We start from the raw sequence: 23,007 nt of genomic DNA, 5'->3' as shown, positions 1-23,007 counted from the left end.
GTGAATTCTAATTTTTTGACCTTGGGAATAGAGAGTAGCTGTGACGATACGGCTGTTTCTGTTCTAGAGGGGCAACGTAATGTTAAAGCAGATTTTATTTCAAGCCAGATCAAAGAACATGCCCCCTTTGGAGGAGTTGTTCCGGAATTTGCATCGAGAATGCATCTCGAAGCGATTTTACCCCTTATAAAGGTGGCCTTTAGCCAAGCTGGAATTAGTGATCCCGCTTCAGAGCTTTCCCTGATAGCAGTTACTGCAGGTCCGGGACTTATGGGATCGCTCATGGTTGGAGTCATGACAGCTAAGGCCTTTGCCCAATCATGGGGAGTACCTCTATTAGGAGTTAATCATCTGGAAGGCCATCTCTTTGCCAATGTGGTGGCTTCTGAAGATCTTCTTCCTCCTTTTATCTGTCTCATCGTTTCCGGGGGGCATACCGAAATTATACTTGTAGAAGATTGGGGTCAATATCAGCTTCTCGGAGAAACAAGAGATGATGCAGCTGGAGAAGCTTATGATAAGGTTGCAAAACTCTTAGGTCTCGGATATCCTGGGGGGCCTATTATTGATAGGCTAGCACAACAAGGAAATCCAGAGGCTTTTCGTTTTCCTGTTCCTCTTAAAGACAGCAATGAAATTACTTTTAGTTTTAGTGGATTGAAAACGGCGGTACTTTGGGCAGTAAACGAGTTACAAAAAAGCAAGACAGATCTACCTGTTGCAGATATTTGTGCCTCTTTCCAGCGATCAGCTGTTACGGCGTTAGTTTCCAAACTGGAACGGGCTTCTGAAGTGACGGGGATTCGGAAAATAGCGATATCAGGAGGAGTGGCTGCTAACAAGGGGCTTAGAAAAGAGTTATTGAAGAGAAAAATTTGGGAAGTATTTATTCCGCCTGTGATTAGATGCACTGATAATGCTGTTATGATAGCTGCTGCTGGATACAATAGCTTTCAGCGAGGGAATATTTCAGATCTTTCTCTTGCCCCGAACCCTTCTTGGCATCTACTTTTGTAGTGATGAGTATTGAAAAACTGATAAAAGAGTAGGTATAAAGAGATAGTATCGTGTTTATAGAGATAAACTCTATTATTTATGATTATTTATCCTTGAGATAAAAAAGCATGAGAATTAATATTTAAACCGTTCAGTTAGCACTCGACACGAAGGAGTGCTAACATCTTAAGAGATAATATTTCAAGGAGGGATTTTCGAATGAACTTAAAACCGCTTGGTGATCGCCTCGTCGTTAAGGTCATCAATCAGGAAGAAAAAACTAAGGGAGGCATCGTTCTTCCAGATACTGCCAAAGAGAAACCCCAGGAAGGGGAAGTTATAGCTATTGGAACTGGGAAAGTACTTGAGAATGGACAGAAGCTTCCATTGGAAGTTAAAGTTGGTGACCGTATCATATTCAGCAAATATGCTGGTACTGAGATCAAGCTTGACGGAGAAGAGTTTGTGATCTTCAGCGAGCGAGACGTTCTTGCTATTGTAGAGAAGTAAGAGACGAGATAACTAAGGAGGAATGTAAAAATGGCGAAGATCCTTACTTTTAATGAAGATGCACGCCATGCTATGTTGCGTGGTATTGATAAAGTAGCTGATACAGTTGGTGTGACCCTTGGGCCTAAAGGGCGCAACGTAGTTTTAGAGAAAAAATTTGGATCCCCTACAATTACGAACGATGGTGTTACCATTGCAAAGGAAATAGACCTTGAGGATCCTTTCGAGAACACAGGGGCACAGCTGGTCAAAGAAGTTGCTTCTAAGACCAATGATGTAGCTGGTGACGGTACTACCACAGCTACAGTCCTTGCCCGAGCCATTATCCGTGAGGGAATGAAAAACGTAGCAGCTGGTGCTAATGGCATGTTGATGCGCCAGGGAATCGAAAAGGCCATTGATTTTGTAGTGGACGAACTGAAAAAGATGGCTATTCCTGTGAAGAATCGAGATAAGATTGCTCAGGTTGCCGCTATCTCTGCTAATGATTCTGCTGTTGGACAGCTTATTGCTGAAGCCATGGAGAAAGTGGGACAGGATGGCGTCATTACCGTAGAAGATAGCCAGACCGTAGGAACGACTCTTGAGATGGTAGAAGGGCTTCAGTTTGATAAGGGGTACATTAGCCCTTATATGATCACTGATCCTGAGAGAATGGAAGTTGCTTTTGATGACGCGTATATCTTGATTCATGATGGCAAGGTAAGCAACATTAAAGATCTTCTTCCTGTTCTTGAAAAAGTTGTCCAGACTGGAAAGCCTCTTTTGATCATTGCTGAGGATGTGGAAGGAGAGGCCCTCGCTACTCTAGTTGTGAATAAACTGAGAGGTGTCATGCAGATAGCTGCCGTTAAGGCTCCTGGCTTTGGCGAGCGTCGCAAGGCAATGCTGAACGATATTGCCATTGTGACTGGTGGCCAGGTTGTGAGCGAAGATCTGGGCATTAAACTTGAAAGTGCTGACATTTCTATGCTGGGTAAAGCTAAAAAGATTCGTATCACAAAAGAGGAGACCACTATTGTAGAAGGTGCTGGTTCCTCTGAAGAGATCCGCAAGCGCGCAGCTCAGATTCGAAAAGAGCTTGAGGAATCCACTTCTGAGTATGATAAAGAGAAACTTCAGGAGCGTCTTGCCAAACTTGTGGGTGGTGTAGCTGTTGTTCAGGTCGGTTCAGCTACAGAGACGGAGCAGAAAGAACTGAAGCATCGTATCGAGGATGCGTTGAATGCAACAAGAGCAGCTGTTGAAGAAGGCATCGTAGCTGGCGGCGGAGTTGCTATTATCAACTGCATTTCTTCTCTTGATAAGTTTATAGGGAACCTTGAAGGTGATGTGAGAACTGGCGGAACGATTATTCTCAATGCTCTCACTGCACCTCTTCATTTGATCGCCCAGAACGCAGGGTATCAGGGTGATGTGGTGGTAGAGAAAGTTCGCGGTCTAAAGGCAGGTCAGGGACTTGACGCAGCTACTGGCGAGTATGTAGATATGATTGAGGCCGGCATTATCGATCCTGTAAAGGTAACGAGAAGTGCCCTTCAAAATGCTGGTTCTATTGCTGCGATGGTTCTCACCACAGAGGCTATTGTGGCTGACAAGCCAGAACCCAAGAGTGCTGCTCCTATGCCTGGTGGAGCAGGAATGGGTGGTATGGAGGGAATGTACTAGGAGTAAGTTTCCCACTCCAATAAGTTGTTATAAAAAGCCCCCTTTTTGGGGGCTTTTTCTTTCCCCTCTTCTCTCTTTCTGGTAATATAAGCAATGTTGACGATTTTGTTTTTTTCGGGGGAATGTAAATGGATAATATAATAATTCTTGACTGTGGTTCTCAGTTTACTCAATTGATTGCCCGCAGGATTCGAGAGCTGAAAGTGCACAGTGAAATTCTCCCCTGGGATGCTTCTACTGATGAAATCAAGAAGAGAACTCCTCGGGGCATCATTATATCTGGAGGTCCGCAAAGTGTTCATGACGAAGGAAGTCCTACCGTATCCTTAGACCTTTTCGATCTTGGAGTTCCAGTTCTTGGGGTCTGTTATGGTATGCAACTCCTGGCAAAACTTTTTGGAGGACAGGTAGAGTCGGGAGCTAGTCGTGAATATGGGCGAACTGCCATAGTGGTAAAAAATCCAGAGGCAACTCTTTTTATGGGCATATCAGAATCTTTTGAGGTGTGGATGAGCCACGGAGATCATATTGCATCTCTACCAGAAGGGTTCCAGCTCGTTGCCGTTACAGATAAAGGAGTTCCTGCAGCCTTTGAAAATAGAAAAAGAAAGATATGGGGGCTTCAATTTCATCCAGAAGTGGCCCATACTCAGAATGGTACGGCTATCCTCTCTAAATTCCTCTTCGATGTTTGTTCGTGTTCTGGAGACTGGGATCTTGGAAACTGGATTGACACTATGGTGGCACGGATACACAAAAAAACGAAAGGTTGCCGGGTTATTTGTGGGCTTTCTGGCGGGGTTGATTCCACTGTAGCGGCTGTTTTAACTGCTAAAGCCATAGGTGACCGCTTAGAGTGTATTTTTGTAAATAATGGCTTGTTGCGACATCTGGAGGCTGAGAGAGTCCTTGAGCGATATAAAGCGCTCGATTTGAATGTTCATTACGTAGACGCCAGCCATCAGTTTTTGCAGGCCCTTCGAGGCGTGACAGATCCAGAACGTAAGAGAAAGATTATTGGGGAGACGTTCATTCGTGTTTTCGAAGCGGAAGCCTCTAAAATAAAAGGTGCTGAATGGTTGCTTCAAGGGACCTTGTATCCTGATGTTATTGAAAGTGGGCATAAAGGGAAAGGCGCTTCGGTTATTAAGAGCCATCATAACGTAGGTGGATTACCTGAAGATATGAAACTAAAAGTTCTTGAACCGTTAAGGGATCTCTTTAAAGACGAAGTCCGCGCTATAGGAAGACTCTTAAGCGTACCTCCCGAGATAGTGGATCGACAGCCTTTCCCCGGTCCGGGACTCGCTGTTCGCTGCCTTGGCGAGGTTACAAAAGAGCGCCTTGATACGCTGCGGGAAGCGGATGAGATCTTTAGGGAAGAGTTCTCAAAAAGTGACATTTATTTTTCTGTTTGGCAGGCTTTTTGCGTGTTGCTTCCAGTGAGAACTGTGGGAGTTATGGGAGATTCTCGAACATATTCAGAGGTGGTGGCCCTTCGAGCTGTAGAATCTGCAGATGGAATGACGGCTGATTGGGTACGAGTCCCCTACGATGTTCTCGATAGGACAGCGAGACGAATCTGTAATACTGTAAAGGGGATCAACAGGGTTGTTTTAGATGTAACAAGTAAGCCACCTTCCACTATTGAGTTTGAGTAAAAGCAAAGTCACAAGAGAAGAAGTAGTTTTAACTACTTCTTCTCTTGTGACATATAAGCGAATGAGTAAAGGGAGGGATCATAAGCTGACGTATCAGAGTAGGCGACCTTATAAAAGAATTAGAAGCTTTTTCTTGCCCTTTACGTTGATTTTTTTTGCTCTGGGTTCTCTTACCTATCTCGTTTCTTTCAGTCTTTTGCGCCCTCTAGCCTGGTCTGCCATCTTGTCTTTTTTTGTATATCCCTTTTACGCATATCTTTATGAGCGTGTCTTATCTAAAAGGTTTGCTAATGGAGCAGCAGCTGTTACGACTGCTGCGATCGTTCTTCTTATAGTAGTACCCTCTATTTTGGTGGGGACTGTAATGGCTCGAGAGGGAATTCGAATATATGGCTATTTGTCCGATGTTTTTTCAGATGTGAACGTAGAGCAAGGTCGTACTTTTGTGTCTCTCCTTTTCCCAGAGGCAATAATGGAAAAAATACGTCCTTATCTGGTGGAATATCCGTTCCTTATGACGGTCATTCGACAGATTGGCTCTTGGAGCATCTCTACGCTGGCAAACATATCCAAGTCCTTTTTGGGAGATACAATTCGAATTATTTATCAATTAGTAGTAATCGTTGTCTCTTCTTTCTTCTTTATTCGGGATGGACATGTTATCTTAGACTACATTGATGATATTGTTCCTTTACCACCTAAGGAGAAAAAAGCTTTTTTTGACAGGGCTAAACAGATTCTTCAAGCCGTAATTTATGGCATTACCTTGACAGCAGGCATACAGGGAGTATTGGGGGCTTTCGGCTGGTGGTATGTGGGACTTCCTAGTCCGGCTCTTTTCGGGGCGATCATGGCCCTTCTTGCTATGATCCCATTTATAGGAACTCCCCTCGTATGGGGGCCTGGAGCTATTTACTTATTCTATGTGGGTAATATTAAGGGAGCCATTATTCTGGCGGTTTGGGGCATAATGATAGTGAGTACTGTAGATAACTTTATTCGTCCAGTCTTCATTTCTGGAGGAGGCAAAGTCCATGTTTTAATGGTTTTTATTGGAGTTGTAGGCGGATTGGCTACATGGGGCTTCTTAGGGCTTTTCTTAGGGCCTCTTATTATTAGCTTGTTTATCTTCCTTCTCGACAGTTATCGTAACATCTGGAAAAGATATACAAGTGCCTATATTCCTAAAACACCATTACCGAGCAGTCCTCGAGAAGGAGAGTGACGAGAGGGCATGGCTTTTGTCTTTTCTGTAGCTGGCTTGAAGAACAGCGGAAAAACATCTTTATGTACGGCTCTTATTCCTCATCTCAAAAAAGAAGGGCTGAAGATTCTCTATATAAAGCATACTCATGAAAGAATAATTCCTTCGAGTAATACAGATACGGGGAAAATGTTGGAACTCAAGGTCCCTACTGTTTTTTGGGGAGAGGAAGGAGTTCGCATAGAGTCTGCGAAAATCTTGTCCTTATCTGATTTTCAGTATAAGATGAGCTACGATTTCGATCTTTTTCTGTTAGAAGGAGGCAAAGAACTCCCCTGTCCGAAAGTGTGGCTAGGTTCACCTGAAACATGCCCTACATTTGTGCATGGAGTAGTTGCTTATTATAATGCCAATCTCCAGGGCGAGGATGATAAGGGGGAAAAAGATGTTTTTTTTAAACCAGGAGAAGAATTGCTTCTTGCCAAACGAATAGCGTATTTGTGTCGTCAATCTCAAAGAGGTGGTGTATCTCTCTGGGTTGATGGACAGGCGGTCCCTTTGAATGCTTTTGTTTCGGATTTTTTAGCTGGAGGAATAAAAGGGATGTTATCTGCCCTGAAAAAAATAGAACATCTCGATAAGGATATTGACATTCATATATCAATAGAAAAAAGGGAATAAATTTTTACTTGTCTTTAGTATGGCTCCTTACTATAATTGACGGAGTTTTGGGAAGTCGCCCGCCTTCGAGGCGGGCCGTCTTTTTAAAGTTTGTAGAAATTAAGGGAGGTTTCGGTGTATGGATTCTCAGGCATTTTGGATTATTGTTGGGGCTGGGATACTGGCTCTGGTCTATGCCATTTTTGCCTATGGCAAAATTAAGGCATTTAAGGTGGATCATGAAAGGGTCAATGAACTTTCAGAGATCATTCATCGTGGCGCAATGGCTTTTCTTTCAAGAGAATATCGATGGCTTTTCCCCTTTGCTTTATTGCTCGGTGGCGTTCTCTGGTTCAAGATAGGAAGAGGGACGGCTGTTTCTTTCATATGCGGGGCCCTTTTTAGTGCTATGGCCGGATACGTGGGTATGGTTGTGGCCACCCGTTCCAACGGAAAAACCTCTTTTGCTGCTACCCGTGGAGTAAATGAAGCTCTCGGCATTGCTTTTAAAGGTGGCAGCGTCATGGGGATGTCCGTGGTGGGCCTTGGTGTGCTTGGTATTATGCTCTGTTATGTTCTTTTCAAAGACCCCAATATTGTGACAGGATTTGGTTTGGGAGCCAGCTCTATTGCTCTATTTGCCCGTGTAGGAGGAGGAATCTACACGAAGGCTGCCGACGTAGGTGCAGACCTTGTGGGTAAAGTTGAAGCAGGAATCCCTGAAGATGACCCTCGTAACCCAGCTGTTATTGCAGATAACGTTGGCGATAATGTAGGGGATATTGCAGGTATGGGTGCTGACCTCTTCGAATCTTATGTAAACTCTATTATTGCAGCAATGGCTATTGGTCTAACAGTGTACGGTTCTCAAGGAGTCTTTTATCCTTTGGTCCTGTCTGCTCTTGGTATAGTTGCTGCTATTATCGGAACCATGTTTGTTCGTGTAAAAGAAGGCGGTAATGCTCAGGTGGCCCTTCGTATAGGAACCTTTGTTACTGGTGGTGTAATGATCATTGGTTCTTATTTCGTGACGAAAGCTGCCTTTGGTGAACTGACCCTTTTCTGGTCCGTTCTTTCTGGTGTTGCGGTGGGTGTTCTCATTGGTTATGTCACGGAGATCTATACTTCTGGAGACTATGATTCTGTAAAACAGATAGCTAAATCTTCTCAAACAGGCCCAGCAACTGTTATTTTATCGGGTTTGGCAGTAGGTATGAAGTCTACTGTTATCCCTGTGATCCTTATCTGCGTGGCGACTCTTGTAGGCTATAAGTTTGGTGGTCTTTATGGTATTGCTTGTGCAGCTGTAGGCATGCTTTCCATAACCGGCATGACTTTGAGCGTAGATGCTTACGGTCCCATAGCGGATAACGCTGGTGGAATTGCTGAAATGAGCCACTTACCTCATGATGTTCGAGAGATTACCGATAAACTTGATGCAGTAGGGAACACTACTGCTGCCATGGGTAAAGGACTTGCAATTGGATCTGCTGCGTTGACAGCCTTAGCGCTTTTTGCAGCCTATGCTCATGCAGTTAATCTCGATGCTATAGACTTGAAGGATCCTCGAGTGATGGTAGGACTCTTTATCGGAGGAATGTTGCCTTTCCTTTTCAGCGCGCTAACTATCCAGGCTGTTGGACGTGCAGCTCAGTCTATGATAGATGAAGTACGAAGACAGTTCCGAGAAATTCCTGGGATTATGGAAGAGACTGGTCGTCCAGAATATGAGCGTTGTGTTGATATTTCTACAGCTGCGGCTTTGAAAGAAATGATCATCCCTGGTGTTCTTGCTGTAGTTTCTCCAGTAGCTGTAGGGCTTATTCTTGGGCCTGAAGCTTTGGGTGGTCTCTTGGGTGGTTCCATTGTGACTGGCGTAATGATGGCTATCTTTATGTCTAATTCTGGTGGAGCTTGGGATAATGCCAAGAAATACATTGAAGAAGGAAACTTCGGAGGGAAGGGCACAGATAATCACTCAGCTACTGTAGTAGGTGACACAGTGGGAGACCCCTTTAAAGATACTGCAGGGCCGAGCCTTAATATTCTGATCAAGTTGATGTCAGTTGTGGCTCTGGTTTTAGCTCCTCTCTTTCTATAAAAGTTATACTGATTTTTCTCAATAGGTGTATATTCGGAGGGGAAGGATTATGTAATCCTTCCCCCTTTTAGTGCGTTTTAAGGAGGTGTTTTTATGGACGATGGGGCAGTTCGACAGATTAAAGAGCGTTTAGATATTGTGGATGTTATAGGGGATTATGTCCGTCTCCATAAAACTGGCAAAAATTTTAGAGGGTTATGCCCTTTCCACCAGGAGAAAACACCTTCTTTTTTCGTCTCTCCAGATCGCCAGACGTTCCATTGTTTTGGATGTGGAGAAGGCGGAGACATTTTTTCTTTTGTAATGAAGATCGAGGGGTTAGAGTTTAAAGAAGCTTTGGATTTCCTGGCTCAACGGGCAGGCATCCCTCTCCCTACCTATTCTATGGGGGGGAAAGTGGATAAAAGCAAACCTTCTCTTTACGATATTATGGAACGGGCCCTGTCTTTTTTTCGAGCATCTCTTAAAGACGTGGCAGCTGGTCGTTTAGCACGACAATATTTAGTTTCGAGACAGATTACGCCAGATGCAGCTACGCTTTTTGAAATTGGCTGGGCTCCTTCCTCTTGGGACTCTTTGTGGAGCAAGTTACAAGAAGAGAAAGTGCCCTTTAAAGAAGCTCTTGATAGCGGGCTCGTTTTAGAGGGGCGAAAGAAGCCTTATGATCGTTTTAGGGGGCGGATTATGTTCCCTATTAGGGATGTTTCAGGTCGTCTCTTGGCTTTTGGAGGGCGAATTATAGATGGAGATGGAGCCAAGTATATTAATAGCCCTGAAGGAATTTTGTACAGTAAAAGGCAAAATTTATACCTACTTTATCAAGCGAAACAGAGTATTCGAGAAAAAAATCGCTCCATTCTTGTAGAGGGGTATATGGATGCGATTCGTCTTCATTTATGTGGATATACAGAAACAGTTGCGTCTTTAGGAACATCTTTGACAGAGGATCAGGCTCGTCTCTTAAAGCGCTTTTCCAATCGTTGTTTTATTTGTTATGACTCCGATACTGCTGGGATTGAGGCTACCGTTCGAAGTATGTACGTATTGCAGCAAAATGGGGTTGATGTTCGAGTAGTAGAATTGCCAAAAGGTAAAGACCCAGATGATCTTTTGTCTCAAGAAGAAGGGAAGAAGCTTTTTCAACGATCTTTGGATAAGGCCTTGCCTCTCGTGCTTTTCCATTTAACCTTACGCCGCACTCAACTAGAGCAGGAAGAAACGCGAAGATCTGCAGCGGATGATCTTCTGCGAGGAATAGCTCAATTGAGTCCTATAGATGTAGCGCCGTATCTTCCGAGAATAAGCGCAGTTTTGGGAATATTACCTCACGAGTTGCAAGAAGAATTAGATGAGATTCGTTCTCGAAATGTCCAGGGGAATAAAGAGGGGCAGGATCGAGACTCTTCTTTTCCTATAGAGAAAGAAAAATCTATACAAAAAAATGAAGAAATCGAGCCATTAGAAGCGGCTTTAATTTATTGTTTATGGAATGATAGTTCGTTACGTCAAAAAATACATCCCCATGATATTTTCCCTTTAGTAGAGAGTCTTCCTGCCAAGGAAGTTTTGGCCGCTGTTTTTTCTGGCCATTCTCCAGAACGTTTGGAGGAACACTGGCGAGATATGGGGGAAGATATGCCGTTCTCCATACTCGCTATGGGTGGCGCTTTTTGTGAGTCTTTTGGAGAAGATCAAGATTCTTGGGAAGCTGTTTCTTCTGCCTTGGAGCGGAAAAGAAATGAACAGAAATTCCAGGCTCTTCATAAAAAAATGCTTAAAGGAGAGGCAACGAAGGAAGAATTAGCGCTTTACTGGGGAATTGCTAAAAAGCTGAAGAAGCGTTAATTTCTTTGTGAAAAAAACCATTGTGTTGATCGATTGTCGCCTCTTTTTGTTATACTAAGCACTAAGTTGAAACGTGGAGGGACTGTATGTGAGGCTCGATAAGTTTTTAAAAGACTCTAGACTTGTAAAACGCAGAGTAGTTGCTCAGGAAATGATAGAGGTTGGAGCCGTTCGTTTGAATGGTCGTCAATGCCGTTCTTCTGCTCTTGTAAGAGTCGATGATGTAGTGGAAGTAGCCTATCCGACGAGAATCTTAACTGTTAAAGTACTGGTCGATGACGAAAAAGTCATAAGAAGAAAAGGCATAGTTTCTTATGAACTTTTGGAAGAGCGTCGTGTCAGTGGGGAAGAAAAGCCGTGGTGAGGCTCTTATTTTTGTGAGATTGGAGATGATAGATGATGGGTATCATCGCAGGTGTATGTGGAAGAGAAATTCTTGATTCTCGAGGGAATCCCACTATAGAAGTGGAGACGTGGCTTGACAATGGAGTCGTCGGAATTGCTGCTGTCCCTTCAGGAGCTTCTACCGGTACTCATGAAGCATTGGAGCTTCGTGACGGTGGGAGCCGCTATATGGGCAAAGGAGTTTTAACGGCGGTCGATAATGTAAATAATAAGATTGCTCCAGAAATTGTTGGGCTTGATCCTTCTGATCAAACTGCTATAGATGAGATAATGTTAGATCTTGACGGTACACCCAATAAATCGGTGCTCGGGGCGAATGCTATCCTCGGTGTTTCCATGGCAGTTGCCCGTGCGGCTGCAGAAGATCATGATTTGCCTCTTTGGGCCTATTTAGGTGGGATTAAAGCATATCTTTTACCCACTCCCATGATGAATGTCATAAATGGAGGAGCTCACGCTGATAATAATCTTGATATCCAGGAATTCATGATTGTACCCCACGGAGCAGGATCCTTTGCAGAAGCTCTTCGTATGGCTGTAGAAACCTACCATACTCTCAAGAAAACGTTGAAAGAAAAAGGGTATAGCACGGCGATAGGGGATGAGGGAGGGTTTGCACCTAACCTTCAAAGCAACACAGAGGCTCTTGGCCTTATATTGGAGGCTATTGAACGGGCAGGATATACCCCTGGAGACCAGATAAGCTTGGCACTTGATGTCGCAGCCTCAGAACTCTATAAAAAGGGGCATTATATTTTTGAGGGGGAGAACCGTACTTTTTCATCAGCAGAAGAAATGGCCCAGTATTATAAGGATCTTTGTGACGCCTATCCTGTTCTTTCTATTGAAGATGGAATGGCGGAGGACGATTGGGAAGGGTGGGCTACACTTACTCAGACGCTGGGAAAACGGATTCAGATTGTAGGGGATGACCTTTTTGTTACGAACATTCATCGCCTGGAAGATGGAATTCTCAAGGGAGTAGCTAATTCTATCCTCATAAAATTGAATCAAATAGGCACTGTATCAGAAACAATGCATGTTATCGATACGGCGGTAAGACATGGATATAGTACAGTCATTTCTCATCGCTCAGGAGAGACAGATGATACCTTTATCAGCGATCTCGCTGTCGCCGTAGGTGCGGGGCAAATAAAGAGCGGAGCTCCTGCTCGAGTGGATCGAGTTGCCAAGTATAATCAGCTTCTTCGTATAGAGGAAGAAGTTGAAGGGCTTGGAGCAGGTTATGCTGCTTTAACTCGATTTAACATTCATCGGTAGGTTGGGAAGTTTCCCCAAAAGCAAAGCTGAAGGACGTGAAAATATGAAGATAGCAGAACCTACAGTAGAAAGGCTTGTTCAGTATCATCGATTATTAGAACAGCTTTATAATGAAGGGCAAAAGGTGGTTTCTTCCCAGGAAATAGGGGAAATGCTAGCCTTTAAGGCCAGCCAGGTGAGGAAGGATCTCTCTTATTTTGGCGAGATAGGCAAAAGAGGAGTAGGGTATCATGTTGAGAAGCTATATAGACACGTAGACCAGATTCTTTCTTCTCCTCATCGTTGGCCTATCGCTCTTGTGGGCGTAGGGCGGCTTGGTGAAGCCTTGCTCGGACATAAAGCCTTTAAGAGCAGTAAGTTCGACATTAAGGTCCTTTTTGATGTGGATCCAGATAAAGTGGGGACCCCAATAGCGGGTATCCCTTGCTACCATATGGATGACATTGATCAGGTGATGCGAGAGAATGGCATTGAGGTAGTGATTCTTACAGTTCCTTCTTTGGTAGCGCAGGAATGCGTTGACAGAATTGTAGCTGTAGGGACGGTCAGGGGGATATTAAACTTTTCCCCGTCGGCTATAGTAGCGCCAGATGATGTCTTGGTCTATAGTGTGGATATATCTGTAGAGCTCGAAAAACTTTTGTTTTACCTCAAGCACCGTGAGGAATAAATTACCCCCTTTAACAGGAAAAATATTCTGTTAGAATAACCGTGTTGAAATCTATGGTTTGAATTAGTAGAGGAGGCGTTTTGTTTTGAATCAGCAATGTGGACAAACAACAGGAGCGGGTGGAGCCCAGGGCGGAGTTTTGGGGATGTTTTTCCCTCTCATAATATTTGTGCTTATTTTTTATTTCTTTATCATTCGTCCTCAGAAAAAGAGACAAAAGCAGCACGATGATCTTTTGGCTTCTTTGACTCGTGGAGATCAGGTCATTACCGCTGGTGGTTTCTTTGCTACTGTGCGAGAAGTAAAAGATGACAGCCTTATCGTTGAGATCGCTGATGGAGTTAAAGTCCGTGTCCTCAAAAGTTCCATCGTTAACAAACGTTCTTCAGCTCCTTCCGAGCCTGTAAAGGAAAAAGCTACTGAGGAAAAGGGAAAAGCTGAGGTTGAAGCAAAAGAAGAGGAAGAGTAACTGCTTGCTTTTTAATATGCAAATGGAGTGGGCTTTCATGTCCGCTCCTTTTTCTATGATTTTCAGGTTTGTAGGGAGGTTAAGTCATGTTGAAAAAAGACCGTTGGCGGCTTGGCATAGTACTTCTAGTCGTAATAGCTGCCCTGGTAGCGGTGTTTCCCGTTAAGGGGAGGATGAATCTGGGCCTTGACTTAAAAGGAGGAGCCCATATTGTCCTTCAAGCAAAGGGGACACCAGGGAACCCTGTAACTGACGATAGTATTGAACGGCTCTTAGCTGTTTTGAGAAATCGAGTAGATCAATATGGGGTAGCTGAGCCAGTTATACAAAGGGAAGGGAAAGATCGTGTTATTGTAGATCTTCCTGGTATTGAGAATCCTGATGCAGCTCTTGAACTTATTGGGAAGACAGCTCTTCTTGAGTTTCGCAAAGTATTAGGTGCGACCATGAGCGTACCTCCTGGACCGGAACGCCCAAATTATGACAGTGAGGAAGAGTATAAAACAGCTCTTTCCCGCTGGGAAGAAGCGAAAGCCCAGGTAGAAGGCATGAAGGGGGAGCTAGAGAAGAAATCTCAAGAAACAGAGGGATCTATCGTAGCTCGAGACGAAGAGGGGCGTTATTTCCTTTTAGGGCCAGCTTTAGTAAGTGGAAAACATTTGGTAGATGCTAAAACCCAGTATGATAATCTTGGCCGGGCCGTGGTTACGATAGAGTTCAATAAAGATGGAGCACAACTTTTTGACCAGGCTACAGCTCAGAATGTAGGGCAGCAGATAGCGATAGTCCTTGATGGGAACGTGGTATCAGCACCAGTGGTTCAGGAGAGGATTTCTGGAGGAAATGCTCAGATATCGGGCAGATTTTCTGTTCCAGAAGCACAGCGTCTTGCTATTATGTTGCGAGCTGGAGCTCTTCCAGTCTCTGTGGAAGTGGCGGAAAACAGATCCATAGGTCCCAGCCTGGGAGCTGACTCTATTAATGCAGGATTGAAGGCTGGTCTTATTGGGACGCTTCTTGTTTTAGCCTTTATGTTTATTTATTATCGGTGGTTAGGTATAGCGGCGGATGTAGCTTTGGGCGTATGTATCCTCCTTATTTTTGCTGCCCTGATTGGTTTAAAGGCGACTCTGACTATGCCCGGTATAGCTGGTATTATTCTTACCATAGGAATGGCTGTTGATGGCAATATTTTAATTTATGAGCGTATTAGAGAAGAAGCTCAGTCTGGCAAAACTCCTTCTGCTGCTGTGGATGCTGGTTTTAAAAAGGCTCTTGCCACCATCCTTGACTCGAACATTACGACGCTTATCGCAGCTGGAGTGTTGTACTACTTCGGAAGCGGTCCAATCCGAGGGTTTGCAGTGACTTTAAGTGTAGGCATTATAGCCAGTGTCTTTAGTGCTGTCGTAGTGACGAGAGTGCTTCTTCAGGTTCTTATGCACGGTCCTATGGCTTCGGTTTTTGCCCGCCGTTCATAAGAGGGGGAGGTTTTCAGTATGATATCGAAAGAATTCTCATTTAACTTTATGAAGCATCGGAAGAAAGCCATTCTTCTGAGCTTATTGGCTATAATTGCGAGTCTAGTTTGTCTTATGATGCGAGGTCTGAATTTCGGCATAGACTTTACAGGTGGCAATGTCATTCAGGTCGAGTTTGAATCGTCAGTACCGGTAGGGGATGTACGAGATGTCCTTGCAGATATCGGTCAGAATCAAGCCGTTATCCAGGCGTACAGTGATCGAGGAGTTATTATCCGGGTCAATGTGGATACGGAGGACGCGAGAAAGGAACTGGTACAGGCTTTGAAGAATAAGTATCCTTCGATGGAAGTTCTTCGCCATGAAAAAGTTGGGCCTGTAGTAGGTGAAAAGCTAAGACGTGAAGCCATGTTGGGGTTAATGTTGGCTTTGTTGGGAATCTTAGGCTATATTACTGTTCGTTTCCAGTTTCGGTTCGCTGTAGTTAGTGTCTTAGCCTTGATGCACGATGCTATTATTACGTTAGGGATGTTTAGTCTTACAGGGAAAGAAATCTCTTTACCTTTTGTTGCGGCAATTTTGACTATCGTTGGTTATTCTCTTAATGATACAATAGTAGTGCTCGACAGAGTGAGGGAAAACTGGAAATATCTCAGGGAAAAAGGCATACTTAAAATTCTTGATATGTCTATTAATTCTACGCTATCCCGGACGATTAACACGTCCTTGACAACGTTCCTTCCTGTTTTAGCGCTATTTATTTGGGGAGGTCCGGTTATAGCCAATTTCTCTTTTGCCCTGCTTGTTGGAATAGTAGTTGGAACGTATAGCTCTATTTATATCGCAGGTTCTCTCTTGGCAGAATGGTACTTGAAGACCCCAGGGAAAAACTAATATTATTCAGATCGAATCTTACAAATATCATATATCTAAAACATGGGGCAAGAGGGTATACCCTCTTGCCCCATGTTTTAGAACGGAGGGCTTACTTTACTGAGTATAAATACTATATTAAAATAAGAGACAATTTACTATTGTGCAGGTGAACGTAGAGAAATATCAAAAATCAGTTAAAGGAGATGATGATGGTGGCCATTTCTGTGATAAATAAGGCGAAAGGGCTCTTTTCCCAGAAGGCCATCGAAAGAGCCGCGTTAATGTTTCGGAGAGGAGATGACAAACAGCTTATATCTCTTCTGAAAACTATAGGGAGCATTGCTCCAGCTCGCTATCATCGTGAAACCTTCAAACAGTTAGCTGAAATGGTGGAAAAAGAAGACCCTTTTGTAGGTGTTATCAAACGTATTGTTTTAGAACTTAACCCACATTGCCTCTCTAAACTCATTCAAAATCTTATTGTCAATTTTATGGTTCTTGGTCGCGGTATTCGTGATAAAAAAGAAAAAGAGTATCACGTACACTTACCGAATTTTATGGTCATCAGTCCTACAATGAGATGTAATTTGCATTGTAAGGGGTGTTATGCGGGAGAATATGACACCACTGGAGAGTTAACGTTTGATGAGTTGGATAAACTCCTCAATGATGCGAAGGAGCTAGGGATGTTTTTCTTTACCTTTTCTGGTGGAGAGGCCTTTTTCCGTAGAGACCTTCTCGACTTATGGGAAAAACATGGAGATTGCTATTTTCAGGTTTATACCAATGGAACTCTTTTAGACGAAGCCATGGTCAGTCGTCTCGTGGACCTTGGGAATGTTATGCCCATGATTTCGGTGGAAGGAAACAGAGAGGAGACAGATTTTCGACGAGGTTCGGGTATTTATGATAAAGTAATTAACGCATATCAGAGGCTCTATGAAGCTGGCGTTATGTTTGGTTTCAGTGCAACTTGCACTCGTTCTTCGGCAGAATATATGTCTCAAGATGAATTTATCAGAACAATGATAGAAAGAGGCTGTAAAATCGGCTGGTTTTTCCAGTATATTCCTATTGGTGCTAACCCAGATATAAGTTATATGGCTACGCCAGAACAGCGAGCTTTCCTTCATAAAAAAGTGGAGGCATGGCGGCATAGTAAAGATTTCCCCATTTTTATTGGAGACTTTTGGAACGATGGCCCATATGTAGATGGATGTATGGCGGCTGGTGAGCGCTACTGGCATGTTATATCCGATGGGAGCGTAGAACCATGTGTTTTTGCCCCCTTCGCAGTAGATAATATTCGCGAGAAGTCTCTAGTGGAGATTGCAGGAAGTCCTTTCTTCACGTATATTCGTAATCAACTTCCTTACAATGGGGAAGATAATTTGTTAAGACCATGTATGATTCTGGATCATCCAGAGGTGCTTCGTGACGCAGTTCATAAATTTGGGGCTAAACCGTGTCATTGTGGTCTTGAAAAAATTCTTTCAGGAACTATCCCAGAGGATCTTGATTCTTATGCAAGACGAATTAAAGCGATTTATGATCCTCTTTGGGAGGATGGTGAGAAAGAGAAGTACCTCAAGAGCCTTGAAAAAGAGGATAAAAAGGAACTGCTTGAGAGAATGAATCTACCGACGAGCTCTCGTTCTTAAAATGGGACGGGAAGCTGGGTCCCACGAGGAGGGGGTCACATGAGAAGCTATGCGTTGGCTATAGGACTGGCCATGCTTTTATCTGCGATATATGCCTTTCAAAATACGGGCGAAGTGGCTGTCAAATTTCTGATATGGACACGACAAGTTCCCCAGGGAATTTGGGAAGTTGCCGTTTTTGCAGGAGGTTGTGTCCTCATGTGGCTAGTTTCGTTGTCTGCAGCCTTTGAATCCCGTGGTAAATATAAAAAGAAGATGCGGGAGCTGGAAGAACAGGTAAAAAAGCTAGAAGATGAACGAACTTCTCTTCTAAATGCTTTAAATGCCACTTCTCATCCCTCTACGAAAGAAGAAGTAATCCAGTTGGTAGAGAGTGAACCTCAAGAGCAGGATAAAGAAATCAAACCAAGAGAGGAAAATGAACAGCAGTGACTTCTTTTTGTTTACGATCGAAACTTAACATAATAGTTCCGTCAGACTCCACTCGTTATGTTGCTGAACAGCTTGATTGTCCACCTCTTGTTGCGGCTGTTTTAGAGTTGCAGGGGCGAGTTTCCCCCCATAATATAGACAAGGCTCGGGCTTGGCTCTGTCCGAGCCTTGATTTCTTGCTCCCTCAATGTTATTTGGGAGCTTCTGCTGAAGAAGCAGCTCGAATGTGGCATCGTTTACCTTCTTTAGGCAATGTAGTGGTGTATGGTGATTACGACGTAGACGGTGTTGCGTCTACTACTTTGGCTATGGAAATTTGTTGTTCCCGTGCGCAGGGGGTGCGTTTTTATATCCCTCATCGTCATCTTGAAGGCTATGGGCTTCATCGTCAGGCTCTCCTTCAGCTTGTCGAGGCTGGGTGTAATACCCTGATGGTCGTTGATTGTGGAACAAAGGATACGTCCCTCTTGGCTGAGGCCAGATCTTTAGGTCTCAATGTCTTTGTTTTTGATCACCACCTTCCAGATAGAGAAGACATTTCAGCCCCCTATGTGGTCAATCCTCAAATTGATGGTGATATGGAGACTCGACGGCTTTGTGCCACTTCTGTGCTTTGGCTCTGGGCTTTTCTTTTTGATATTATGCCCAAAAAGTGGCTTTATGAACGGCTTGATCTCGTAGCTCTCGCTACAATCGCTGACTGTGTTCCTTTAGAAATGCTTAATCGTTCCCTTGTCAAGGAGGGTCTGGATGTAATGCGCTCTACACCGCGCCAGGGGCTTCGACATCTTTTCAGTCGTTTGGGTCTTGCTCCTTATTATTTAAATGAAGAACAGCTCGCTATGAAGGTGATCCCTTGCCTAAATGCTGCTGGGCGTCTTTCTTTTGCTGATTTAGCTGTGAAAGTGCTTGTCGGAGAGGAGCCTGGCGTTCAGAATGTAGAAGAACTAGTTTCTTTAAATAGGAAAAGGCAAAACCTTTCCAGCCGAATCACTCGTGAAGCTTCTAAGGTAGCAGAAGAGAAAGATCGTCATGTCCTTTTTCAAGAGTCGTGGCCTATTGGAGTCTTAAGTGGAGTTGCAAGCCGACTTTGTTCTGAGCGAAATGTTCCAGTTGTGCTAGCAGCACCTGTTCGAAATTGGATACGAGGGACATTACGTATGCCTGCTGGAGGAAATGCAGTACAGGTACTTGATTGTATTTCAGATCGTCTCGAAGCTTGGGGAGGGCATAAACTGGCGGCAGGGTTTTCTGTCTCTAAAGAAAACTGGCAAGACATAGAGATAGATCTCGAACGCATGCTCTCCAATGTAGAGTGCGAGGAGCCTGAAATTTCAGCTATTAACATCCACCCCTCTCAGATTAATATGAAAACATGGCAGTCTGTTGCAGACCTTGGTCCCTTTGGGATTGGGAATCCGTACCCCTTGTTATTTTGTGAAAAGAGTGAAGATGAGAAAATCTTACCTTTGGGGAAAACAGGAACCCATTTAAAAATACAATGTGGCGAAGATTCCCTTGTGGCTTTCAACGGGGTTCATGTTCTTAATTCTATTGCCTCTTCGAATATTGCTGGCTGGGTTTATCATCCTCGGTTCGATTATTGGCGAGGACAGCTTCGACTTCAGTTTATGCTCGATTACGTTATTATCGAGCCTTAATTTGGAAGGTATCAAGCCATGGTAGAGATACATACAGATTCATTAGAATATGAAATAGATCCTTTTGATCCCAAAGAACAGGAACGGCATCTTAAAAACCTCGGCCTTGACAGAAAAAGTCTTGGGAAACTTCGGGATAGTTATATTGGTCGGGTTCCAGAATCAGAGAGAACTATTTCCGTTAAATTTGCTTGGCATGAATTGTGGTCAAAGGTGAGTTGCTATTTTACAAAAGATGAGCTGAAAAAAGTCGGTGAAGCCCTGGTGGTAGCCGCAGAGGCTCATGGAGAGCAGAAGAGATCCACAGGGGATCCTTATATTGTTCATAGCATCAACGTCGCGTCGATTTTAGCCGACATGCAGCTTGATCTGGTAACCCTCCAGGCCGCATTACTTCATGATGTTCTTGAAGATACAGCCCTTTCTGCAGAGAAAATAGAAAGTAGCTTCGGTAGTGAAGTGCTCACACTTGTGGATGGCGTAACAAAATTAGGGAAACTCCCCTTCAAGTCTTTTGAAGACTATCAAGCAGAAAATCTGAGAAAAATGTTTCTTGTCATGGCCAAAGATATTCGTGTAGTTCTCATTAAGTTAGCAGATAGGTTGCATAACATGAGGACTCTTGGGGCTTTGCGTCGAGACAAACAGCTTCGAATAGCTCGCGAAACATTAGAGATATATGCTCCTCTCGCTCATCGCTTGGGAATCTATCAAGTGAAGAGAGGATTGGAAGACCTAGCTTTTAAGTATGCAGATCCTGATATGTATTATGAAATTCGACGGCGAGTTCGTAAAAAATTGCCGGAACGAGAAGATATTATTAAGAAAGCCATCGAAATATTGCAAGAACGGCTTAAACAAGAGAGTATCCACTTTAAAGTGAAGGGAAGAGCCAAACACTTTTATAGTATTTATGAAAAAATGAACAGGAAAAAACTTTCTGTAGAGCAACTTTATGATCTTCTTGCTCTAAGAGTTATTGTAGATGATGTGGCTTCTTGCTATACGGTATTGGGAATAGTCCATACTATATGGAAACCCATTCCTGGCCAGTTTGATGATTATATCGCCAACCCTAAGTCGAATATGTATCAGTCTCTTCACACCACTGTTGTAGGGCCTACTGGGGAGCCTCTGGAAGTTCAAATAAGAACAGACGAAATGAATAGCCTTGCGGAATATGGTATTGCTGCTCATTGGCGGTATAAAGAGGGAAGTGTAGGACTGGATGAATTGGATGCTCGCCTTACATGGATTCGACAAGCTTTAGAGGGAGATCATGAGGGGGGACCTTCTGAATTTCTTGAACGACTCAAAGAGGATGTTCTCACGTCAGATGTTTTTGTTTTTACGCCTCAAGGGAAAGTAGTTTCTTTGCCCAAGGGGTCTTCCCCTATTGATTTTGCTTATGCTATTCATACGCAAGTAGGAAACCGATGTGTAGGCGCTATGGTTAATAATAGGATTGTTTCTCTTTCTTACGAATTAAGAAATGGCGATATTGTTAAAATTATTACATCTCCTCAAGGTGTCCCTTCTCGAGACTGGTTGAAAATGGCCAGGAGTGGTAAGGCTAAAAGTAAAATCCGGTCTTTTTTCCGTCAACAGGAAAAAGTAGAAAAACAAGAGAAGATGCAACGAGGGCACGAACTTCTGGAGCGAGAGTTGAAACGTAGGGCAGTAGAAGAGATAAGTCCTGTATTAGGAGATATTATCCCTCGCCTGAATAAAATATCTCGAGACATTGGGCATGCGAATGGAGAAGATATTTTAGTGGCTTTGGGGAGTGGCTCTTTGAATGTGTCTACTGTCATTCAAAAATTATTAGGCAAAGCACAAGCTCCTCTTTTAGAAATCTCAGAGGAACCTTTAACGGGTATAAAAAAGACAGACTCCGATATTATTGTGGAAGGGGCAGAGGGAGTACAAGTTGTGATAGCGAATTGTTGTTTGCCTGTTCCGGGAGACGAAATTGTAGGGTACTCTACTCGAACACGAGGAATTACCGTTCATCGAAAGGATTGCCCTAATTTGAGTGATGCGAGCGAATCTCGGCTCATCCAGGTGTCGTGGGGAGCGGGAACGTTAGGGAATCGTTATACGACGCGACTTAAACTAGAGGGAATGGATCGTGCTGGGCTTTTTACTGATGTGGGACAAGCCATAATGGCTTGTGACGGGAGTATTGTGGGTATAAAAGCCCATGTAGTAGGCGGGACCCTCGCTCGAATGAAAATAGAGATACGAGTTCGTGATGTAGAACATCTTTATGCTGTTGTTGCCAAGCTGAATGGGGTAAAAAATGTTATAGAAGTAAAGCGGGGGTGACAGAAAAGTGAGAGCAGTCGTACAGAGAGTCTCATCGGCTTTTGTAACTGTAGAGGACCAGCAAGTTGGGGCTATTGATAAGGGGCTCCTTGTTTTGCTGGGAGTAACTGGAACTGATAGTGACGTTGATGCAGAGTGGCTTGTAGATAAAATTATTCACTTGAGAATTTTTGAAGATGAAGAAGAGAAACTCAATCGATCCCTTCTTGATGTTGGCGGGGAGCTTCTTGTTGTATCTCAGTTTACTTTATATGGGAATTGCCGAAAAGGAAGACGACCTTCTTTTGTAGATGCGGCGAATCCGGAACTGGCGAAGAGGCTTTATGAAAAATTTATAGCACTGGCGCAAGAAAAAAATGTGCCGGTACAAACAGGTGTTTTCCAGGCGCATATGATGGTTCATCTCGTTAATGATGGGCCAGTTACCCTTATTATTGATACACCGGAGGGAGCATAAATGGAATATAAACGATTTCCCCTCGGCCCTTTATGGACGAATGGATATCTTTTCTACGATAGTCAGGGGAAGGGTTTTTTTGTCGATCCAGGTGGGGATCCTGCCGATGTATTGACCTTCTTAGACGAACATTCAATACGACTTGAATGGGTCCTTTTAACTCATGCGCACATTGACCATATTGGAGGTATTCCAGAGTTGGCACCACTGGCTTCTCTCGGAGTTGCCCTTTCTAAGAACGACTCTGAATTGTTACGAAACCCAGATTTAAATCTTTCCCATTGGATGGGCCTTGATTTTCCTGGCTGGGAACCTGCAAAACTTTTAAGTGATGAAGATGAGCTAAACATTGGAGAGTTTATAGTAAAAGTAATAGCCACCCCAGGCCATACGCCAGGGAGCGTGTGTTATCTCATCTCTTTAGGTGAAGAGCAGCTTCTAGTATCAGGAGATACTCTTTTTGCCCGAAGTGTAGGGCGAACAGATTTACCGGGAGGAGATGGGAGACAGTTAGCCTCTTCCCTTAAGAAACTTGTGACGTTGCCTGATGGAATGTTAGTTCTTCCTGGTCATGGTCCAGAAACAACGATAGGGCAGGAACGGGAAGCAAATCCTTTCTGGCCGAAAGGGTTACAGTAGGA

20 protein-coding genes are annotated in these 23,007 nt (G+C 43.8%); all 20 read left to right on the top strand.

Annotated elements, in window-relative coordinates:
• The 20 genes from tsaD to B3L97_RS03000 all read left to right on the top strand — a co-directional run bounded on the left by tsaD (position 1) and on the right by B3L97_RS03000 (position 23,005).
• Positions 1 to 1,017 (top strand): tRNA (adenosine(37)-N6)-threonylcarbamoyltransferase complex transferase subunit TsaD, encoded by a 1,017-nt coding sequence (tsaD, locus tag B3L97_RS03095; protein ID WP_286933922.1) that lies wholly within the window; start codon positions 1 to 3, stop codon positions 1,015 to 1,017.
• 198 nt (positions 1,018 to 1,215) lie between these two features.
• Positions 1,216 to 1,506, top strand: a complete 291-nt coding sequence (gene groES / locus B3L97_RS03090) for a co-chaperone GroES (protein WP_024822628.1) — start codon at positions 1,216 to 1,218, stop codon at positions 1,504 to 1,506.
• Between the two features lie 30 nt (positions 1,507 to 1,536).
• Positions 1,537 to 3,174 (top strand): chaperonin GroEL, encoded by a 1,638-nt coding sequence (gene groL, locus B3L97_RS03085; protein ID WP_286933921.1) that lies wholly within the window; start codon positions 1,537 to 1,539, stop codon positions 3,172 to 3,174.
• 128 nt (positions 3,175 to 3,302) lie between these two features.
• Positions 3,303 to 4,835: a glutamine-hydrolyzing GMP synthase gene (gene guaA, locus B3L97_RS03080; RefSeq protein WP_286933916.1), complete on the top strand. Its 1,533-nt coding sequence runs from the start codon at positions 3,303 to 3,305 to the stop codon at positions 4,833 to 4,835.
• Positions 4,836 to 4,968: 133 nt separating this feature from the next.
• Positions 4,969 to 6,060, top strand: coding sequence for an AI-2E family transporter (locus tag B3L97_RS03075; RefSeq protein WP_286933901.1), 1,092 nt, complete (start codon positions 4,969 to 4,971; stop codon positions 6,058 to 6,060).
• Positions 6,061 to 6,069: 9 nt separating this feature from the next.
• Positions 6,070 to 6,720, top strand: a complete 651-nt coding sequence (locus B3L97_RS03070) for a molybdopterin-guanine dinucleotide biosynthesis protein MobB (RefSeq protein WP_286933899.1) — start codon at positions 6,070 to 6,072, stop codon at positions 6,718 to 6,720.
• A 118-nt stretch (positions 6,721 to 6,838) separates the two neighbouring features.
• A complete protein-coding gene (locus tag B3L97_RS03065; RefSeq protein ID WP_286933894.1) occupies positions 6,839 to 8,800 on the top strand; it encodes a sodium-translocating pyrophosphatase in 1,962 nt (653 codons plus the stop codon).
• 93 nt (positions 8,801 to 8,893) lie between these two features.
• Positions 8,894 to 10,645, top strand: a complete 1,752-nt coding sequence (gene dnaG / locus B3L97_RS03060; RefSeq protein WP_286933889.1) for a DNA primase — start codon at positions 8,894 to 8,896, stop codon at positions 10,643 to 10,645.
• Positions 10,646 to 10,733: 88 nt separating this feature from the next.
• Positions 10,734 to 11,009 (top strand): S4 domain-containing protein, encoded by a 276-nt coding sequence (locus B3L97_RS03055; protein WP_286845893.1) that lies wholly within the window; start codon positions 10,734 to 10,736, stop codon positions 11,007 to 11,009.
• Between the two features lie 35 nt (positions 11,010 to 11,044).
• Positions 11,045 to 12,331, top strand: a complete 1,287-nt coding sequence (gene eno / locus B3L97_RS03050) for a phosphopyruvate hydratase (RefSeq protein WP_286846116.1) — start codon at positions 11,045 to 11,047, stop codon at positions 12,329 to 12,331.
• A 43-nt stretch (positions 12,332 to 12,374) separates the two neighbouring features.
• Positions 12,375 to 13,001: a redox-sensing transcriptional repressor Rex gene (locus tag B3L97_RS03045; RefSeq protein ID WP_286933885.1), complete on the top strand. Its 627-nt coding sequence runs from the start codon at positions 12,375 to 12,377 to the stop codon at positions 12,999 to 13,001.
• Between the two features lie 85 nt (positions 13,002 to 13,086).
• Positions 13,087 to 13,470 (top strand): preprotein translocase subunit YajC, encoded by a 384-nt coding sequence (yajC, locus tag B3L97_RS03040; RefSeq protein ID WP_286845889.1) that lies wholly within the window; start codon positions 13,087 to 13,089, stop codon positions 13,468 to 13,470.
• Between the two features lie 86 nt (positions 13,471 to 13,556).
• Positions 13,557 to 14,951 carry a protein translocase subunit SecD gene (gene secD / locus B3L97_RS03035; RefSeq protein ID WP_286933882.1) on the top strand — a complete coding sequence of 465 codons (1,395 nt, stop codon included), beginning with the start codon at positions 13,557 to 13,559 and terminating at the stop codon, positions 14,949 to 14,951.
• A gap of 18 nt (positions 14,952 to 14,969) precedes the next feature.
• Positions 14,970 to 15,845 (top strand): protein translocase subunit SecF, encoded by an 876-nt coding sequence (gene secF, locus B3L97_RS03030; protein WP_286933877.1) that lies wholly within the window; start codon positions 14,970 to 14,972, stop codon positions 15,843 to 15,845.
• A 263-nt stretch (positions 15,846 to 16,108) separates the two neighbouring features.
• Entirely contained in the window at positions 16,109 to 17,488 is a 1,380-nt protein-coding gene (locus B3L97_RS03025; protein ID WP_286933873.1) for a radical SAM protein, read from the top strand.
• Between the two features lie 39 nt (positions 17,489 to 17,527).
• Entirely contained in the window at positions 17,528 to 17,920 is a 393-nt protein-coding gene (locus B3L97_RS03020; RefSeq protein WP_286933868.1) for a LapA family protein, read from the top strand.
• Positions 17,917 to 19,581 (top strand): single-stranded-DNA-specific exonuclease RecJ, encoded by a 1,665-nt coding sequence (locus B3L97_RS03015; protein ID WP_286933863.1) that lies wholly within the window; start codon positions 17,917 to 17,919, stop codon positions 19,579 to 19,581. Before B3L97_RS03020 ends, B3L97_RS03015 begins: the two co-directional genes overlap by 4 nt.
• An 18-nt stretch (positions 19,582 to 19,599) precedes the next feature.
• The gene (locus B3L97_RS03010) at positions 19,600 to 21,909 is read left to right on the top strand and encodes a RelA/SpoT family protein (RefSeq protein ID WP_286933861.1); all 2,310 of its coding nucleotides are present in this window, start codon (positions 19,600 to 19,602) and stop codon (positions 21,907 to 21,909) included.
• Positions 21,910 to 21,916: 7 nt separating this feature from the next.
• The gene (gene dtd / locus B3L97_RS03005) at positions 21,917 to 22,366 is read left to right on the top strand and encodes a D-aminoacyl-tRNA deacylase (RefSeq protein WP_286933855.1); all 450 of its coding nucleotides are present in this window, start codon (positions 21,917 to 21,919) and stop codon (positions 22,364 to 22,366) included.
• A complete protein-coding gene (locus B3L97_RS03000; protein ID WP_286933843.1) occupies positions 22,367 to 23,005 on the top strand; it encodes an MBL fold metallo-hydrolase in 639 nt (212 codons plus the stop codon).
• The last annotated feature ends 2 nt before the right edge of the window (positions 23,006 to 23,007 follow it).

It is taken from the genome of Aminobacterium sp. UBA4834, from assembly GCF_002400205.1.
GTDB lineage: Bacteria > Synergistota > Synergistia > Synergistales > Aminobacteriaceae > Aminobacterium > Aminobacterium mobile.
The sequence above is the reverse complement of the archived record's forward strand: the minus strand, read 5'-3'. Positions and strand labels throughout refer to the sequence as shown.

What these genes read in the sequence shown, in the direction of transcription:
- eno (WP_286846116.1), top strand. Translation starts at nt 11,045, where the DNA reads ATGGGTATCATCGCAGGTGTATGTGGAAGAGAAATTCTTGATTCTCGA.
- B3L97_RS03025 (WP_286933873.1), top strand. Translation starts at nt 16,109, where the DNA reads ATGTTTCGGAGAGGAGATGACAAACAGCTTATATCTCTTCTGAAAACT.
- secF (WP_286933877.1), top strand. Translation starts at nt 14,970, where the DNA reads ATGATATCGAAAGAATTCTCATTTAACTTTATGAAGCATCGGAAGAAA.
- B3L97_RS03070 (WP_286933899.1), top strand. Translation starts at nt 6,070, where the DNA reads ATGGCTTTTGTCTTTTCTGTAGCTGGCTTGAAGAACAGCGGAAAAACA.
- groL (WP_286933921.1), top strand. Translation starts at nt 1,537, where the DNA reads ATGGCGAAGATCCTTACTTTTAATGAAGATGCACGCCATGCTATGTTG.
- guaA (WP_286933916.1), top strand. Translation starts at nt 3,303, where the DNA reads ATGGATAATATAATAATTCTTGACTGTGGTTCTCAGTTTACTCAATTG.
- dnaG (WP_286933889.1), top strand. Translation starts at nt 8,894, where the DNA reads ATGGACGATGGGGCAGTTCGACAGATTAAAGAGCGTTTAGATATTGTG.
- B3L97_RS03010 (WP_286933861.1), top strand. Translation starts at nt 19,600, where the DNA reads ATGGTAGAGATACATACAGATTCATTAGAATATGAAATAGATCCTTTT.
- groES (WP_024822628.1), top strand. Translation starts at nt 1,216, where the DNA reads ATGAACTTAAAACCGCTTGGTGATCGCCTCGTCGTTAAGGTCATCAAT.
- B3L97_RS03020 (WP_286933868.1), top strand. Translation starts at nt 17,528, where the DNA reads ATGAGAAGCTATGCGTTGGCTATAGGACTGGCCATGCTTTTATCTGCG.
- B3L97_RS03000 (WP_286933843.1), top strand. Translation starts at nt 22,367, where the DNA reads ATGGAATATAAACGATTTCCCCTCGGCCCTTTATGGACGAATGGATAT.
- B3L97_RS03045 (WP_286933885.1), top strand. Translation starts at nt 12,375, where the DNA reads ATGAAGATAGCAGAACCTACAGTAGAAAGGCTTGTTCAGTATCATCGA.
- B3L97_RS03065 (WP_286933894.1), top strand. Translation starts at nt 6,839, where the DNA reads ATGGATTCTCAGGCATTTTGGATTATTGTTGGGGCTGGGATACTGGCT.
- secD (WP_286933882.1), top strand. Translation starts at nt 13,557, where the DNA reads ATGTTGAAAAAAGACCGTTGGCGGCTTGGCATAGTACTTCTAGTCGTA.